Source organism: Bradyrhizobium sp. TM233 (assembly GCF_036247965.1).
Lineage (GTDB): Bacteria > Pseudomonadota > Alphaproteobacteria > Rhizobiales > Xanthobacteraceae > Bradyrhizobium > Bradyrhizobium ottawaense.
Window position 1 is genome coordinate 1,168,232 of the sequence record NZ_BTIG01000001.1, and the last position, 16,298, is coordinate 1,184,529.

The window sequence follows — 16,298 nt, forward strand, 5'->3', positions numbered from 1 at the left end:
GAAAGACGCCGCCCCGCATCCTGTCGCGCAGGGACTACTTGTCGGGCGAGATCGGCATCTGGATATCGCCGGTGATGTGCTTGATGGGACCTGCCGCCGACGGCATCACGTCGAAGTCGAAGATCTCCGTCGGCAGCCACAGCGTGGCGCAGGCATTGGGCACGTCGACAACACCCGAGATGTGGCCCTGGCACGGCGCGGTGCCGAGGATCGAATAGGCCTGGGCGCCGGAATAGCCGAACTTCTTCAGGTACTCGATCGCATTCAAACACGCCTGGCGATAGGCGATGTGGACGTCGAGATAATGCTGCTTGCCGGCCTCGTCGACCGAGATGCCCTCGAAGATCAGATAGTCCTTGTAGTTCGGCGTGATCGGCGACGGCTTGAAGATCGGATTCTTGATGCCGTATTTCGCCATGCCGTCCTTGATCACCTCGACCTTCAGATGCAGCCAGCCGGCCATTTCGATGGCGCCGCAGAAGGTGATCTCGCCATCACCCTGGCTGAAGTGCAGATCGCCCATCGAGAGACCCGCGCCGGGCACATAGACCGGGAAATAGATCTTCGAGCCACGCGAGAGGTCCTTGATGTCGCAATTGCCGCCATGCTCGCGCGGCGGCACGGTGCGCGCGCCTTCCGCGCCGATCTTGTCCTTGACGTCGCCCTTGGCACGGCCGCCATGGGCGGTCGCCGCGAAGGGCGGATTGGCAAGGCCCGGCACGCGGGTCGGATTGGTCGAGATCAGCTCGGCCTCGCGCTTGTTCCAGGTCTCCAGCATCTTCGGATCCGGAAGACAGCCGATCAGGCCGGGATGGATCAGGCCGGCGAAGTTGACGCCAGGCACGTGGCGCGATGAGGTGTAGAGACCCTTGATGTCCCAGATCGACTTCTGCGCCAGCGGGAAGTGGTCGGTGAGGAAGCCGCCGCCATTCTGCTTGGAGAAGAAGCCGTTGAAGCCCCACAGGCTTTCCTTCATCGGGCCGACGTCGAGCAGATCGACGACGAGGAGATCGCCGGGCTCCGCGCCCTTGACGCCGATCGGGCCCGACAGAAAATGCACGATCGACAGATCGATGTCGCGCACGTCGTCGGCGGAATCGTTGTTCTTGATGAAGCCGCCGGTCCAGTCATAGGTCTCGATGATGAAATCGTCGCCGGGATTGACCCAGGCCACGATCGGGATGTCGGGGTGCCAGCGATTATGCACCATGTCATTTTCGTAAGCCGACTTGGTGAGATCGACCTTGATCAGTGTCTCTGGCATCGAGATGCTCCCCTTTTACTACGGTTGGTTAGACGGACAGATATTTCGAGACCTGCGCGGCATCGACGGCGTCGCGCGGGTCGTCGCGCACGATCTCGCCGTTCTCGATCACCAGCACGCGGTCGGCGATGTCGAGCGCGAAGCTCAGGACCTGCTCGGACACGACGATCGAGAGCCCCTTCTCGTCGCGGATGCGCTTCAGGGTCCGCGCCATCTCCTTGATGATGGAGGGCTGGATGCCTTCGGTCGGCTCATCCAGCAGCAGGACCTTCGGCTTGGTCGCGAGCGCACGCGCAATCGCGAGCTGTTGCTGCTGGCCTCCCGACAGATTGCCGCCGCGGCGGCCCTTCATCTCGAGCAGGACCGGAAACAATTCGTAGATGTCGCCGGGCACCTCAGATTCGCCCGCGACCACGAGGCCGGTCTCGATGTTCTCCTTCACCGTCATGGTGGAGAAGATCATGCGACCCTGCGGCACATAGGCGAGGCCCTTGGCGACGCGCTCGTAGCTCTTGAGGTTACCGAGCTCGGCGCCGTCCATGGTCACCGAGCCGCTTTTCGCGGGCAGGATGCCCATCAGCGACTTCATCAGCGTGGTCTTGCCCATGCCGTTGCGGCCCATGATCGCCACGATCTCGTTGGGCGCGACCTTGACGTTGAGCCCGTGCAGCACCTCGCTCTGGCCGTAGGCGACGTGGAGGTCCGAAATTGCCAGCATGAAGCGCTCCTTAGTGACCGAGGTACACTTCGACGACCTTGGGATCGTTCTTGACCTTCTCCATGGTGCCCTCCGAGAGGATCTGCCCCTGGTGCAACACAGTGACCTTGTGGGCGATGTCTTCGACGAACTTCATGTCGTGCTCGATCACGAGCACCGAGCGGTTCTTGATGATGCGGTTGAGCAATTCGGCGGTCTTGGCACGCTCGGACACGCTCATGCCGGCGACGGGCTCGTCGAGCATCAACAAGTCCGGATCCTGGATCAGCAGCATGCCGATCTCGAGCCATTGCTTCTGGCCGTGGCTGAGCTCGTCGGCGTAAGTATTGAGCTTGTCCTTGAGGAAGATCATCTCCGCGACCTCCTCGACCCGATCCTTCACGAGCTGGTCGCGCTGAAAGGTCAGCGAGCCGAATACGGTGCGGCCGCGTGGAAACGAGATCTCGAGGTTCTCGAACACGGTGAGATCCTCGAACACCGATGGCGTCTGGAATTTGCGCCCGACGCCGGTTTGCACGATCTCGTTCTCCTTCATCTTCGTGAGCTCCTTGCCACGAAACTGGATCGAACCCGAGGTCGCCTTGGTCTTGCCGCAGATCAGGTCGAGCACCGTGGTCTTGCCGGCGCCGTTGGGACCGATGATGACGCGGATCTCGTTCTCCTCGACGTAGAAAGAGAGATCGTTGACCGCCTTGAACCCGTCGAACGAGACGGTCAATCCGGAGACAGCGAGCAGGAATTCCTTGGGCTGATGACCGACGAGCATGATCTACCTCCTCACTGCCTGCGTGGCATCGGCATCGTGATGACCGACGAGCATGACCTATCTCCTCACTCTGCCGGTGCGCCGTCGGCGACCGAATTGTCGTTCCAGCCCGGCTTCCGCTTGCGCGAGGCGAACAGCCGATCGATGCGCGGCTGGACGTAGTCGGCCCACAGCCCGGACAGACCGTTCGGGAAGGCGAGCACGACCGCGATGAACAGCGCGCCGAGGCCGAACAGCCAGAGTTGCGGGAAGGATTCCGACAGGCTGGTCTTGGCGAAATTCACCAGGATAGCGCCCCATATCGCGCCGAAGATCGACATCCGCCCGCCGACCGCGGTGTAGATCACCATCTCGATCGACGGCACGATGCCGACGAAGGACGGCGACATGAAACCGACATTGAGCGCGAACATGGCGCCGCCGATCGCGGCGAACACCGCCGCCATGCAGAAGGCAAAGATCTTGAAGTTGGCGACGCTGTAGCCGGAGAAGCGGACGCGGTCCTCCTGTTCGCGCATCGCCACCAGGATGCGGCCGAGCTTGGTCAGCCGGATGAACTGCGCGATGCCGATGCAGGCGAACAGCAGCACCACCTCGACGAAGTACAGGATGACCTTGGCGTGGTCGGGCCGGATGTCCCAGCCCTTGAGGGTGCGCAGATCGGTCATGCCGTTGATGCCGCCAGTATAGCCCTGCTGCCCGACGATCAGGATGGTGAGGATGGCGGCGACGGCCTGGGTGATGATCGCGAAATAGGTGCCGCCGACACGGCGCTTGAACATCGCGGTGCCGATGATCAGGGCGAAGATGCCGGGGACCAGGATGATGGCGAGGATGGTGAAGGTGAGGCTGTGAAATGGCTGCCAGAACAGCGGCAGCGACGTGATCTGATTCCAGTCCATGAAATCGGGGATGCCGGGCGTCGACTGGATCTTCGTGTTCTCGACGCTGGAAGCCTCCAGCTTCAGGAACATCGCCATGCAGTAGCCGCCGAGACCGAAAAACACGCCCTGGCCGAGGCTCAAGATGCCGCCATAGCCCCAGCACAGCACGAGGCCGAGCGCGACAAAGGCGTAGGTGAGGTATTTCGCGACCAGGTTGAGGCGGAACACATCCAGCGACAGCGGCAGGATCACGAACAGCACGGCGGCCAGAACGATGAAGCCGATGAGCTCGGACCGGTTGAAGAAGCGTGAGTTGATGATCATGACTTGCCTGCTTCTCGTTACTTGCGGACTTTGAGGGCGAAGAGACCCTGCGGCCGCAGCATCAGGATGCCCACGACAGCGAGCAGCGTCAGGACCTTGGCCATCGAGCCCGACATGAAGAATTCGAGCGTCGATTGCGTCTGCGAGATCGAGAACGCGGAGGCGATGGTGCCGAGCAGGCTCGCGGCGCCGCCGAATACGACGACCAGGAACGTGTCCACGATGTAGAGCTGTCCGGAGGTCGGCCCGGTCGAGCCGATCATGGTGAAGGCGCTTCCGGCGATCCCGGCGATGCCGCACCCGAGCCCGAACGTGTAGCGGTCGACCTTCTCGGTGTTGATGCCGACTGCGCCGGCCATGATGCGGTTCTGCACCACCGCACGGACCTGGCGGCCCCAGCGCGACATGTACATGACGTAAGCGACCGAGAGCGTGATCAGCACGGTGAGACACATCACGAAGACGCCGTTGATCGGCACTTCGATGCTGTCAGTGACGTGCAGCGATCCCAGCATCCATTGCGGCAACTCGACGCCGACCTCACGCGCGCCGAACACGGAACGATAGGCCTGCTGCAGCATCAGGCTGAGGCCCCAGGTGGCGAGCAGCGTATCGAGCGGGCGCTTGTAGAGATGCCGTATCAGCACCCATTCCACCAGCATCCCCAATGCGCCGGATGCGACAAAGGCCAGGATCATCGCAAGGAAGAAATACCCGCTGAAGAAGCCAGGCAAATAGGACTGGAAGACATTCGAGGTCATCCAGGTGACGTAGGCCCCCAGGATCATGAACTCACCATGGGCCATGTTGATGACACCCATCTGGCCGAAGATGATGGCAAGCCCGAGCGCCATCAGGACGTAGACCGAGAACAGGATCAGTCCTGCAAAGCCTTGCATGACGAAGATGGAGCCAAGGTCACCAAGCGAATAGTCGCCGAACATCGATGTTCTCCGTCAGGGAAAGGGTCCCGCGTCGCGAGCAGGTTCGCGACGCGGGGGTCTTGGGCGTGGATTTGCTGTCCACGCCAGGGAGAGGCTTGGTGTTTGGAAGAAAGCGCGACTGCGAGCGCTTCCTACTGGTAGCCCTTCGGGAACGGATCCGGCTCGACGAGATCGGCGGTCTCGTAGATCAGCTCGAACTGACCATCGAGCTTGGCGCGTCCCACCCGGGTCTTCGACCAGAGGTGATGGTTCTCGTGGATGCGCACATAGCCTTCCGGCGCGCCCTTGAACTCGACGCCGGGCGAAGCCGCTGCGATCTTGTCGACATCGAAGGAACCCGCCTTCTCCACCGTCAACTTCCACAGCCACGGGCCGAGATAGGCAGCCTGGGTGACGTCTCCAATCACCGTCTTCTCGCCCCACGCCTTCTTGAACGCCGGCACGAATGCCTTGTTGTTCGCATTGTCGAGCGACTGGAAGTACTTCATGCAGGCATAGGCGCCCGCGATGTTCTCGCCGCCGATGCCGTCGATCTCGTCCTCGGTCACCGAGATCGTCAGCAGCGCCTGCTTGGAGAGGTCGATGCCGGCGGCCTTGAGCTGCTTGTAGAAGGCGACGTTCGAGCCGCCCACGACGTCGGTGAAGATGACGTCGGGCTTGGTCAGCTTGATCTTGTTGATGACCGAGTTGAACTGGGTGTTGCCGAGCGGATAGTATTCCTCGCCGACCACCTTGCCCTTCAGCACGTTCTCGACGTGCTTGCGCGCGATCTTGTTCGAGGTACGCGGCCAGATGTAGTCGGAGCCGATGAAGAAGAACGACTTCGCGCCCTTTTCCTTGGCGATCCAGTTCAGGCCCGCGAGAATCTGCTGGGTCGCTTCCTGCCCGGTGTAGATGACGTTCTTGGACTGCTCGAGGCCTTCGTAGAAGGTCGGGTAATAGAGCATGCCGTTATACTGCTCCATGACGGGCAGCACGGCCTTGCGCGAGGCCGAGGTCCAGCAACCCATGATCGCCGCGACCTTGTCGTTGACCAGCAGCTTCTTGGCCTTTTCGGCGAAGGTCGGCCAATCGCTGGCGCCGTCTTCCTGGATGAACTTGATCTTGCGCCCGAGCACGCCGCCGGCGGCATTGATCTGCTCGATGGCAAGCTTTTCGGCCTCGATCGACCCGGTCTCGGAGATGGCCATGGTGCCGGTCGCCGAATGCAGGATGCCGACCGTGACCTCGGTGTCGGTGACCGCAAGGCCCGTGGTGTTGACCGCCGAGGTTGCCGGAGCCTGCGCAAAAGACGCCCGCGGCAGCATCGTGATGGCCGGCACGGCGGCCATCCCCATCAATAGTTTGCGCCGGAGCGGCGACAAAAGGCCCTTGGTTGGTTCGTCTGACATGAGCACCCCACTTTTGTTCGAGGACACGCGATTGGTGCCGTGAGGATGGCTCGGATCTGGGCGGCGGAAGCATACGCAAGATCGCGTATACTGCACCGCAAAATGCCGACGTAGGCTTTTGGTACGGAATTTGCGAGGGATCCGGGTTCGTATCGGGAGTGGGGTAAAGCGTGGCAGGGCGGCAGCGAATAGACCGCGTCAGGCGCCAGTACAACCAGTGGGTCGCCAACCAGACGCTGGAGGACTATGCGCTGCGATTCACGGCCAAGAGCGCGCGCCGCTGGTCCGCCGCCCGGGTCGCCAACACGGCGCTGGGCGCGATCTCGTTCCTGGCGATGGAGGCGATCGGGGGCACCATCACCCTGAACTATGGCGTCACCAACGCGGCCGCCGCCATCCTCGTGGTCTCGACCATCATCTTCTGCTGTGGCGTGCCAATCGCCTACTATGCCGCCAAATGCGGCATCGACATCGACCTGCTCACGCGCGGCGCCGGCTTCGGCTACATCGGCTCCACCGTCACCTCGCTAATCTACGCGTCCTTTACTTTCATCTTCTTTGCGATCGAAGCCGTGATTCTCGCCTCCGCGCTCGAGATGTGCTTCGGGATTCCGCGGCCGATCGGCTACCTCATCAGCGCCGTCGTCATCATCCCGCTGGTGGCCTACGGCATCACGCTGATCAGCCGCTTCCAATTGTGGACGCAGCCGCTGTGGATCGTGCTTCACATCATTCCGTTCGCGGCGATCGCCTGGCACAACCCGCATTCCTTTACGGAATGGCGCAAGTTCTCAGGCGAGCACGGCGACCTCAACGGGCATTTCGACCTGTTGCTGTTCGGGGTTGCGGCCTCGGTGGTGTTCTCGCTGGTGGCGCAGATCGGCGAGCAGGTCGACTTCCTGCGATTTTTGCCGCGCGACCGGCGCGCCTCCAGGGCGTCGTGGTGGGTGGCGATGATGAGCGCAGGGCCAGGCTGGATCGTGCTTGGCGCCCTGAAGCTCCTCGCGGGTTCGTTCCTCGCCTTCTTCGCGCTCAGCCACGGCGTGCCGCCCGAGGAGGCGGCCGAGCCCGCGCATATGTATCTCGAAGCGTTCCGCTATGTGCTGTCGCAGCCTGACCTCGCGCTGGCATTGACCGGCACGTTCGTGATCCTGTCCCAGGTCAAGATCAACGTCACCAACGCCTATGCCGGCTCGATCGCCTGGTCGAACTTCTTCTCGCGCCTGACCCACAGCCATCCCGGCCGCGTCGTCTGGCTGGTCTTCAACGTCATCGTGGCACTGCTGTTGATGGAGATCGGCGTCTACAAGGCCCTGGAGCAGACGCTGGCTCTGTATTCGAACGTCGCGATCGCCTGGGTCGGCGCGCTGGTCGCCGATCTCGTCGTCAACAAGCCGCTTGGATTGCGGCCACAGCAGATCGAATTCAAGCGCGCGCATCTCTACGACGTCAATCCGGTCGGCGTGGGTGCGATGACGATCGCGACCATTGTCTCCATCAGTGCCTTTTACGGCCTGTTCGGGCCGACCGCGAAGGCGCTGTCGGCCTTCATAGCGCTGGCCGTTGCCTTCCTCACCGCACCGTTGATCGCGTGGGCCACCGACGGCAAATACTACATCGCACGCAAGCCGAAGCGGAGCTGGCAGAACATCGAGTCGATCCAGTGCTGCATCTGCGAGCACGCGTTCGAGCCGGAGGACATGGCCTCCTGCCCTGCTTACGCCGGGCCGATCTGCTCGTTGTGCTGTTCGCTGGATGCCCGCTGCCACGATCTCTGCAAGCCGCACGCGCGGATCCAGGCGCAGGTGTCGGAGACGTTGGGCAAGCTGATGCCGCAGCCGATCTACGCACGGATCAACTCGCAGCTCGGCCACTATATCGGCGTGTTCGCGGTCTCCGCCGGCCTCGTCGCGCTGGTGCTGGGCCTGATCTATCTGCAGACCTCGGCGAGCGTGCACGGCGAGAACACGCTCGTCTCCGACGTGCTCTGGAAGGTGTTCTTCTCCCTCAGCATCATCATCGGCGTGGTGGCGTGGCTGTTCGTGCTGGCGCAGCAGAGCCGCCGCGCCGCCGAGGAGGAGACGCGGCGGCAGACCGCGCTGCTGATCCAGGAGATCGACGCGCACAAGCGTACCGACGCCGAGCTGCAGCGCGCCAAGGAGGTTGCCGAATCCGCCAACCTCGCCAAGAGCCGTTATGTCGTCGGCCTGAGCCACGAGCTGCGCTCACCGCTGAATGCGATCAGCGGCTATGCCCAGCTGCTGGAGCAGGATACGACGCTGAGCACGAAGCCGCGCGACCAGGTTCGCGTCGTCCGCCGCAGCGCCGACCACCTCTCCGGCCTGATCGACGGCATTCTGGACATCTCCAAGATCGAGGCGGGACGGCTGTATCTGTCGCGCGACGAGGTGCGCCTCAGCGAGTTCCTCGACCAGCTTGTCGGCATGTTCCGCCTTCAGGCCGCTGCCAAGGGCATCGACTTCGTGTTCAGGCGGCCGGCGTATCTGCCGCTGGTGGTCTATGCCGACGAGAAACGGCTGCGCCAGGTGTTGATCAATTTGCTCTCCAACGCCATCAAATTCACTCAGACCGGCAGCGTGCAGTTCGTCGTGCACTATCGCAGTCCCGTTGCCGAGTTCGAGGTGATCGACACCGGTCCCGGCATCCAGGGCGACGATCTCGAACGCATCTTCGCGCCCTTCGAGCGCGGTGCGCTCGGCGTCTCGCAGCCGCAAACCGGAACGGGACTCGGCCTGACCATCAGCCGGCTGCTCGCCGGCGTGATGGGCGGCGACATCAGGGTGATGAGCACGGTCGGTACCGGCTCAACGTTCAAGGTCAAGATCCTGCTCTCGGAGGTCACCAATCCCCAGCGCATCGCGCCGGTGGAGGCTCCCATCTCCGGCTATCACGGCGCGCGCAAGACCATTCTCATCACCGACGATGATCCCGTCCATCGCGATCTCTTGCGCGAGGTGCTGACGCCGCTCGGCTTCATCCTGCTGAGCGCCCCCGACGGCCCCGGCTGCCTCGCGCTGGCTCAGCATTGCCGGCCCGATTTGTTCCTGCTCGATATCTCGATGCCCGCCATGGACGGCTGGGCCGTCGCGGAGGCCCTGCGCGCGAGCGGCCATCACCAGGCGCGCATCCTGATGGTATCGGCCAGCGCGATCGAGGCCCACGGCGCGCCGCTGGCGCAACCTTTCCACGACGGCTATTTGATGAAGCCGATCGACATCCCGAGGATTCTGGAGACGATCCGCCAGCTCCTCAGGATCGAATGGCAATATGGCTCGGACGAGATTCCCGTGTCATTCTGGCGCCCCGAAAGCGGATCGAGGCCGCCGGCGCGGCACATCGAGGCCCTGATCGGGCTCGGCCGGATCGGCTACGTCAAGGGCATCCAGTTGAAGCTGGACGAGATCGGCAGCGAGCATCCGGAACATGCCGATTTCGTCGCGCAGATGCGGTCGCTGGTCGACCGCTTCGATCTCGAGCAGTACATGGCCACATTGAAGACGTTGCATGCGCATGAACATTGAGTCGAAAAAGCGCGACGTCGCGCTCGTTGTCGATGACTCTCCCGAGACGCTGCGGCTGCTCACCGACGCGCTCGACGGCGCCGGCATGACGGTGATGGTGGCGCTCGACGGCGCGGCGGCAATACGCATCATCGACCAGATCACGCCCGACATCGTTCTGCTCGATGCCGTGATGCCCGGCATCGACGGCTTCGAGACCTGCCGCCGGCTCAAGCGCGATGCGGGACTTGCCAATGTCCCTGTGATCTTCATGACAGGGCTCGCTGAAACCGAGCATATCGTTCGCGGGCTCGAGGCCGGCGGCGTCGATTACGTGACAAAGCCGATCGTGATCGAGGAGATGCTGGCGCGCATCCGCGTCCATCTCGGCAATGCCCGCCTGACCCAGAGCGCGCGCGCAGCGCTCGACGTCTCCGGCCGCTTCCTGTTCGCGGTCGATCGCCAGGGCCATGTGCTGTGGGCGACGCCGCAGGCGCAGAAGCTGCTGTCCGATCATCACGGCGCACAGGCCGACGACTTCGTCCTCCCGCCATCGCTACTGCAATGGCTGGAGCAGGCCAGAGCCAAGGGCAGCTCGAAGTCCCAGGCGGCTTCCTTACCCGACAACCTCCAGCTTCGGCTCTATTACATGGGCGAAACCGCGCCGAACGAGTTTTTGTTGCGGCTCTCCAGGGAGTCCGGCACCGCGCTGCCTCCGGAATTCACCAGCGAGCTCGGCCTCACCACCCGCGAGGGCGAGGTGCTGGCCTGGCTCAGCAAGGGCAAGACCAACCGCGACATCGCGCAAATCCTGGGCCTCAGCCCGCGCACGGTCGACAAGCATCTCGAGCAGATCTACGCCAAGCTCGGCGTGGAAAACCGCACGGCCGCCGCGGCGATTGCGGCGAATGCGACGCGAAGGAATTCGTGAGCTGCGGTGTGGATGAGTTGGCGCGCCGTTGATCCAACAATCGATGTCGTCCCGGACAAGCGAAGCGCCGATCCGGGGCCCATAACCACAGGAAGATGTTTGGCGCAGACTTGGAGTTACCTGCTCGCTCCATAACCACTCCCTGTGGTTATGGATCCCGGGTTCGCTTCGCGCCCCGGGACGACGGCGGAGTGTGGTGTGAGCGTCGCCGCCCCCTCACATGAACCCGCACCCACGAACTTCCTCACCCGTACACAAACGCCTTGTCATCCAGATCCGTCTTCGGGATCTCGTCCTTTTCGGTCCAGTAATCCTGGCTGTGCTGCCATTCCGGCTTGTCGCCGCGCTTGGGCAGCAGGTTCATGTTTCGCATCATGTAGCCGGGATTGAAGTTTTCCGGATCGATCCAGGGCAGGATCGGCATGTTGTGGTCTTCGGGTCGCAGCTTGACCTCGACCTTCTTCGCGCCTTTGTCCTTCATGTGGCCGAGCAGCCGGCAGACGAAGTCGGCGACGAGATCGACGCGCAGCGTCCAGCTGGCGCGGAAATAGCCGAACACCCAGACCATGTTCGGAACGCCCGTGAACATCATGCCGCGATAGGTCACGGTGTCGCCGAAGGCGAGCGGCTTGCCGTCGATCTCGAAGGCGATGTCGCCGAGCGCCGCGAGATTGAAGCCGGTCGCGGTGACGACGACATCGGCTTCGAGCAGCTTGCCGGATTTGAGCTGAATGCCGTTCTCGACGAAGCATTCGATCTCGTCGGTGACGACGGAGGCCTTGCCGCTGGCGATACCCTTGAACAGATCGGCATCGGGCACGAAGGCGATGCGCTGCCGCCACGGCCGGTAAGTCGGCGTGAAATGCGTCTCGACGTCGTAGTCGGGACCGAGCACCGCGCTGATCTGGCCGATCAGGTCCTTCTTGACCTGTTCTGGCTTGGACACGCAGAGTTTCGTGAAGGCATCCTGCTCGAACAGGATCTTGCGCCGAACGATCTCGTGGATCCAGGCCTCGTCGACCTGAAGCCGGCGCAGCTCCTCGGCGATCTCGATGGCATTGCGGCCGAGGCGAAAGTAGGTCGGCGAACGCTGCAGCATGGTGACATGCGCGCAACTGTCCGCGATGTTCGGGACCAGCGTTGCCGCGGTGGCGCCCGAGCCGATCACGACGACCTTCTTGTTCGTGAGGTCGAGATCTCCAGGCCATGTCTGCGGATGGACGATGCGGCCCTCGAAGCGATCGGTGCCCTTCCATTCCGGCGTGTAGCCCTCCGAATGGCGGTAATAGCCCTGGCACATCCAGAGGAAGTTCGCGGTGAACGTCTTTGCTTCACCGGTATCGGTCGTCGTTGCCTCGATGGTCCAGAGATTCTGCTCGCTCGACCAGCTGGCGGAATTGATCTTGTGCCCGTAGCGGATGTGCCGGGCGATATCGTTGTCGTCGATCACCTCGTTCATGTAGGCGAGGATCTCTTCGGCAGTCGCGATCGGCGGGCCGACCCAGGGCTTGAAGCTGTAGCCGAACGTGTGGAGGTCGCTGTCGGAGCGGATGCCGGGATAACGATGCGTGCTCCAGGTGCCGCCGAACGTCGCCTGCGTTTCCAGGATCACGTAACTCGTGCCCGGAAGTTGCTTGTTGATGTGATAGGCGCTGCCGATGCCGGAGATGCCGGCGCCGACGATCAGCACGTCGAAATGTTCCGAAGCCTGTTTGGCCGTGGCGTGACTGCGAACAGCGACATTCATTGTTGCTTCTATGCCTTGCTTGTTTTTGTGGCCGCCCTTGGTGGACGACGCGTTTCCTCCGCGGCAGGCATGATCACCCGCCGCGCTTCCGCTTCAAAATGACATAGATCAAGTCGCGGTCAAATCACAGTGCCGCACCCCAGCTCCGCGCGGTCTGCAAGATCCAGTCGCGGTAGAGCGTGAGCGGCGTGACGCCGGTCAAACCGCCGCAGCCATCGCCGGCGTTCGGTCCCGTCGCCCAGCTGATGACACCGACAAGCACGGTGCCGTTCGGCTTGTCCTCGAACACGGGACCGCCGGAATCGCCGGTACAAGCGCCAATTCCGTCGCGAACACCGTTGGTTACGGGATCGACCAGGCGGATCTGAAGCATGCCGGGCTGGCCCGTGACGACAAGGCCCGCGACGCGCGTGGCCCCGCCGCTCCTGCCATCACCGCGCACGGTGACACCGGTACCGGCAATGACGAAACGGCTACCGACCTGGATTGGAATATTCGGCGCGCCGATCGGTACCGTCGATTTTCCCTTGAGTGGAATTTCCAGTTGCAACAGCGCCACGTCTGCGCCGGCGCGATGGACCTGCGCCTTGTAGCCCGGATGGATCGCGATGGTGCGCACGTTCAGCAATTGCGGTGCGCCACCGCTGCGATCGACGATCTTGTAGTCCGCGCCCGGCGGCACGCAGTGAGCGCCGGTCAATACGATCCTGGGCGCGATCAGAGTGCCGGTGCAGGAATTGCCGCGCGAGCCGACGATGGTGACGACGGCAAGTGCCACGCCATCGGCCTGCGGCGTGCCGCCGCCAACGATGGCATGAGCGGGCGTGGCGAGTAGCAGAGTGACCGCGGCGAATGTCGCGATTGCCTTCATAGGGAACATATCTTGTCAGCCGGTTCGGGGAGCGCCTGATTTGCTTCGGACTGGTCCTTGCCGATAGCGCATGCTAGCCCTCTTGGAAAGGAATTGACGAGGGCAGGATAGTGGCGATCGAAGCTGTGATCTTTGATTTTGGCGGCGTGCTGACGAGCTCGCCGTTCGAGGCTTTCGCGCGGTTCGAGACCGAGCGTGGCCTGCCGGTCGACATCATCCGGCGCACCAACGCCGCCAACCACCTGGAAAACGCCTGGGCCAAGTTCGAGCGGGCCGAGGTCGATATCGACACATTCGACGAATTGTTCGCCGCGGAATCGCTCGCACTCGGCGCGGAGGTGCGCGGCCGCGACGTGCTGCCGCTGCTGCAGGGCGATCTGCGCCCCGAGATGGTCGAGGCATTGAAGCGCATCAAGGCGCAATTCAAGACCGGCTGCATCACCAACAATCTGCCTGCCAACGCCATCGGCAGCCTCACCGGGCGCTCCCTCTACATCGCCGAGGTGATGGTGCTGTTCGATCATGTCATCGAGTCCGCCAAGATCGGCTTGCGCAAGCCCGATCCACGCATCTACCGGCTGATGGTCGAGACGTTGAAGGTCGATCCGAACAATTGCGTCTATCTCGACGATCTCGGCGTCAATCTGAAGCCCGCGCGCGAGATGGGCATGACCACGATCAAGGTGACGAGCGGCGCTCAGGCGATCGCCGAGCTCGAGAAGGCGACGGGGCTGAAGCTGATATAGTTCGCAAATGCCGCAGGGTGGGCAAAGCGAAAGCGTGCCCACCAAAACTGGCGCGGCGGAGATGAAGGTCGTGGGCACGGCGCTTTCGCGCCTTTGCCCACCCTACGAGCGCCTACTTTGCCGCCGCCGCGATCCGCTCCGGAAACGCTGCCGCCAGCTCGTCGCGATCCGGCTTGAGCACGCCGCGCTCGGTGATGAGGCCGGTCACGAGTCGCGCCGGCGTGACATCGAAGGCGTAGTTCGCGACCGGCGATCCCTCAGGCACGATCCGCACCGTCTCCAGCCTTCCATCGGCGGTGCGGCCGGTCATGTCGGTGACCTCAACGCCGCTGCGCTGCTCGATCGGGATGTCGCGGATGCCGTCATGGACGGCAAAATCGATCGTCGGCGACGGCAGCGCGACATAGAACGGCACGCCGTTGTCGTGGGCGGCGAGCGCCTTCAGGTAGGTGCCGATCTTGTTGCAGACATCGCCATTGGCGGCGACGCGGTCGGTGCCGACGATGGCAAGATCGACCATGCCGTGCTGCATCAGGTGCCCGCCGGTGTTGTCGGGGATCACCGTGTGCGGCACGCCGTGATGGCCGAGCTCCCAGGCGGTGAGCGAGGCGCCCTGGTTGCGCGGACGGGTCTCGTCGACCCAGACATGGATCTTGATGCCGCGCTCATGCGCAAGATAGATCGGCGCCGTCGCCGTGCCCCAGTCGACGGTCGCGAGCCAACCGGCGTTGCAATGGGTCAACACGTTGACGACCTCGCCCCGCTTCTTCGATGCGATTGCCTCGATCAGCTTCAAGCCGTTGCCGGCGATGCCGCGGTTGATCTCGACATCCTGCTCGACGATCTCGTCGGCACGCGCATAGGCCGCTTCCGCCCGTTCGATCGGGTCGATCGGCGCGAGCGCCATGCGCATCTCGTCCAGCGCCCATTTCAGATTGATCGCGGTCGGCCGCGCTACTATGAGCGTGTCGTAAGCGCGCTTCAGGCCGGCGTCGGAGGCGTCCTCGCGCATGGCGAGCGCCATGCCATAGGCCGCGGTGGCACCGATCAGCGGCGCGCCCCGCACCAGCATGTCGCGGATGGCGACGGCTGCGTCTTCGGACGATGTCAGCTTCGCGACGACGAACTCATGCGGCAGGCGGCGCTGGTCGATCGCACCGATGGACCAGCCGTCATGCTCGCGCCAGATGCTGCGAAAATGCTTGCCGTCGACCTTCATGGCATTCTGCCTTTCACTTCACGCGCGCAGGATGCGCCCGGCCACCGCGTCGAGCTTCTTCAGAAGCTCGGGATCGCGCGCCTCGGGGGCCGTGATGAGCGCGGTGTCGAGCGCGCGATCCGAGCCGATCGGACAGGGCTCATGCTCGCGCGGAAAGTCCTTTGCCAGCCGCGCCACCAGCGCCTTCGCCTTGTCGGCGTTCGAGGTCAGCACGCGGATGATGTCCTGCACGGTGACGGCATCGTGGTCGGGATGCCAGCAATCGAAATCCGTCACCATCGCCACGGTCGCGTAACAGAGCTCCGCCTCACGCGCGAGCTTCGCCTCCGGCATGTTGGTCATGCCGATCACGGAATAGCCCTGCGTCTTGTAGGTCATGCTCTCCGCATAGGTGGAGAATTGCGGCCCCTCCATGCAGACATAGGTGCCGCCGCGCGCGATTGCGATGCTCTCGGCTTCAGCGGCCGCGGCAAGATGAATGCGCAAACGTGGAGAGACCGGATGCGCCATCGACACATGCGCGACACAGCCCCGCCCGAAGAACGAGCTTTCGCGCTTGTGGGTGCGGTCGACGAACTGATCGACGAGAACGAAGGTGCCCGGCGGCAGTTCCTCCCTGAAGGAGCCGCAGGCCGACAGCGAGATGAGGTCGGTAACGCCGGCCCGCTTCAAGACGTCGATATTGGCGCGGTAATTGATGTCGGAGGGCGACAGCCGGTGCCCCTTGTCGTGACGCGGCAGGAATACGATCGGCAGCCCAGCGATGGTTCCGCGGCGCACGGGTGCCGACGGCTCGCCCCAGGGGCTCTCGATCACCTCTTCGCGCGCACCCTCGAGGCCCGGCAAGTCGTAGATGCCCGAGCCACCGATGATGCCCAATACCGCCTGCGTCATGCCTGCTCCACCCTGTTCGCCACGTGCGACATGGTTAAGCTATGCCAGTTTTACGGCGGTTTTGGAACGGGGTGCGCG

The 16,298-nt window shown here is 63.2% G+C and carries 13 protein-coding genes; 3 read left to right on the top strand and 10 right to left on the bottom strand.

What is annotated here, in order from left to right; all coding sequences use genetic code 11:
- Positions 1-34: 34 nt before the first annotated feature.
- The 6 genes from fmdA to urtA form a co-directional block, all read right to left on the bottom strand.
- On the bottom strand, positions 35-1,264 hold the full coding sequence (gene fmdA / locus AABA86_RS05500; RefSeq protein WP_212243802.1) for a formamidase: 1,230 nt from the start codon (positions 1,262-1,264) through the stop codon (positions 35-37).
- Positions 1,265-1,292: 28 nt separating this feature from the next.
- A complete protein-coding gene (gene urtE / locus AABA86_RS05505) occupies positions 1,293-1,982 on the bottom strand; it encodes an urea ABC transporter ATP-binding subunit UrtE (protein WP_038949525.1) in 690 nt (229 codons plus the stop codon).
- A 10-nt stretch (positions 1,983-1,992) separates the two neighbouring features.
- Complete coding sequence (gene urtD / locus AABA86_RS05510) at positions 1,993-2,748, bottom strand: urea ABC transporter ATP-binding protein UrtD (protein ID WP_128928475.1); 756 nt, start codon at positions 2,746-2,748, stop codon at positions 1,993-1,995.
- Between the two features lie 65 nt (positions 2,749-2,813).
- Positions 2,814-3,956, bottom strand: coding sequence for an urea ABC transporter permease subunit UrtC (gene urtC / locus AABA86_RS05515; protein ID WP_338306039.1), 1,143 nt, complete (start codon positions 3,954-3,956; stop codon positions 2,814-2,816).
- 17 nt (positions 3,957-3,973) lie between these two features.
- Complete coding sequence (urtB, locus tag AABA86_RS05520; RefSeq protein WP_212243792.1) at positions 3,974-4,900, bottom strand: urea ABC transporter permease subunit UrtB; 927 nt, start codon at positions 4,898-4,900, stop codon at positions 3,974-3,976.
- Positions 4,901-5,031: 131 nt separating this feature from the next.
- Positions 5,032-6,291: an urea ABC transporter substrate-binding protein gene (gene urtA / locus AABA86_RS05525; protein WP_212243791.1), complete on the bottom strand. Its 1,260-nt coding sequence runs from the start codon at positions 6,289-6,291 to the stop codon at positions 5,032-5,034.
- 170 nt (positions 6,292-6,461) lie between these two features.
- On the opposite strand from urtA, the gene AABA86_RS05530 reads away from it, so the two are divergent.
- Together AABA86_RS05530 and AABA86_RS05535 are read left to right on the top strand one after the other, a co-directional pair.
- A complete protein-coding gene (locus tag AABA86_RS05530; RefSeq protein WP_212243790.1) occupies positions 6,462-9,833 on the top strand; it encodes a hybrid sensor histidine kinase/response regulator in 3,372 nt (1,123 codons plus the stop codon).
- A complete protein-coding gene (locus AABA86_RS05535) occupies positions 9,817-10,743 on the top strand; it encodes a response regulator (RefSeq protein WP_212243789.1) in 927 nt (308 codons plus the stop codon). The genes AABA86_RS05530 and AABA86_RS05535 overlap by 17 nt, the downstream gene beginning before the upstream one ends.
- A gap of 244 nt (positions 10,744-10,987) precedes the next feature.
- On the opposite strand, the gene AABA86_RS05540 is transcribed toward AABA86_RS05535, so the two are convergent.
- Entirely contained in the window at positions 10,988-12,490 is a 1,503-nt protein-coding gene (locus AABA86_RS05540) for a flavin-containing monooxygenase (protein WP_212243786.1), read from the bottom strand.
- Positions 12,491-12,614: 124 nt separating this feature from the next.
- Entirely contained in the window at positions 12,615-13,361 is a 747-nt protein-coding gene (locus tag AABA86_RS05545; protein WP_212243785.1) for a S1 family peptidase, read from the bottom strand.
- Between the two features lie 110 nt (positions 13,362-13,471).
- Between AABA86_RS05545 and AABA86_RS05550 the strand changes: the two genes are divergently transcribed.
- Positions 13,472-14,107 (top strand): HAD-IA family hydrolase, encoded by a 636-nt coding sequence (locus tag AABA86_RS05550; protein ID WP_338306042.1) that lies wholly within the window; start codon positions 13,472-13,474, stop codon positions 14,105-14,107.
- 112 nt (positions 14,108-14,219) lie between these two features.
- Here the strand turns inward: AABA86_RS05550 and mtnA are convergent, their stop codons facing one another.
- Both mtnA and AABA86_RS05560 read right to left on the bottom strand, forming a co-directional pair.
- Positions 14,220-15,326 (bottom strand): S-methyl-5-thioribose-1-phosphate isomerase, encoded by a 1,107-nt coding sequence (gene mtnA / locus AABA86_RS05555; RefSeq protein ID WP_338306044.1) that lies wholly within the window; start codon positions 15,324-15,326, stop codon positions 14,220-14,222.
- Positions 15,327-15,344: 18 nt separating this feature from the next.
- Positions 15,345-16,220: an S-methyl-5'-thioadenosine phosphorylase gene (locus AABA86_RS05560; protein ID WP_338306045.1), complete on the bottom strand. Its 876-nt coding sequence runs from the start codon at positions 16,218-16,220 to the stop codon at positions 15,345-15,347.
- Between the last annotated feature and the right edge of the window lie 78 nt (positions 16,221-16,298).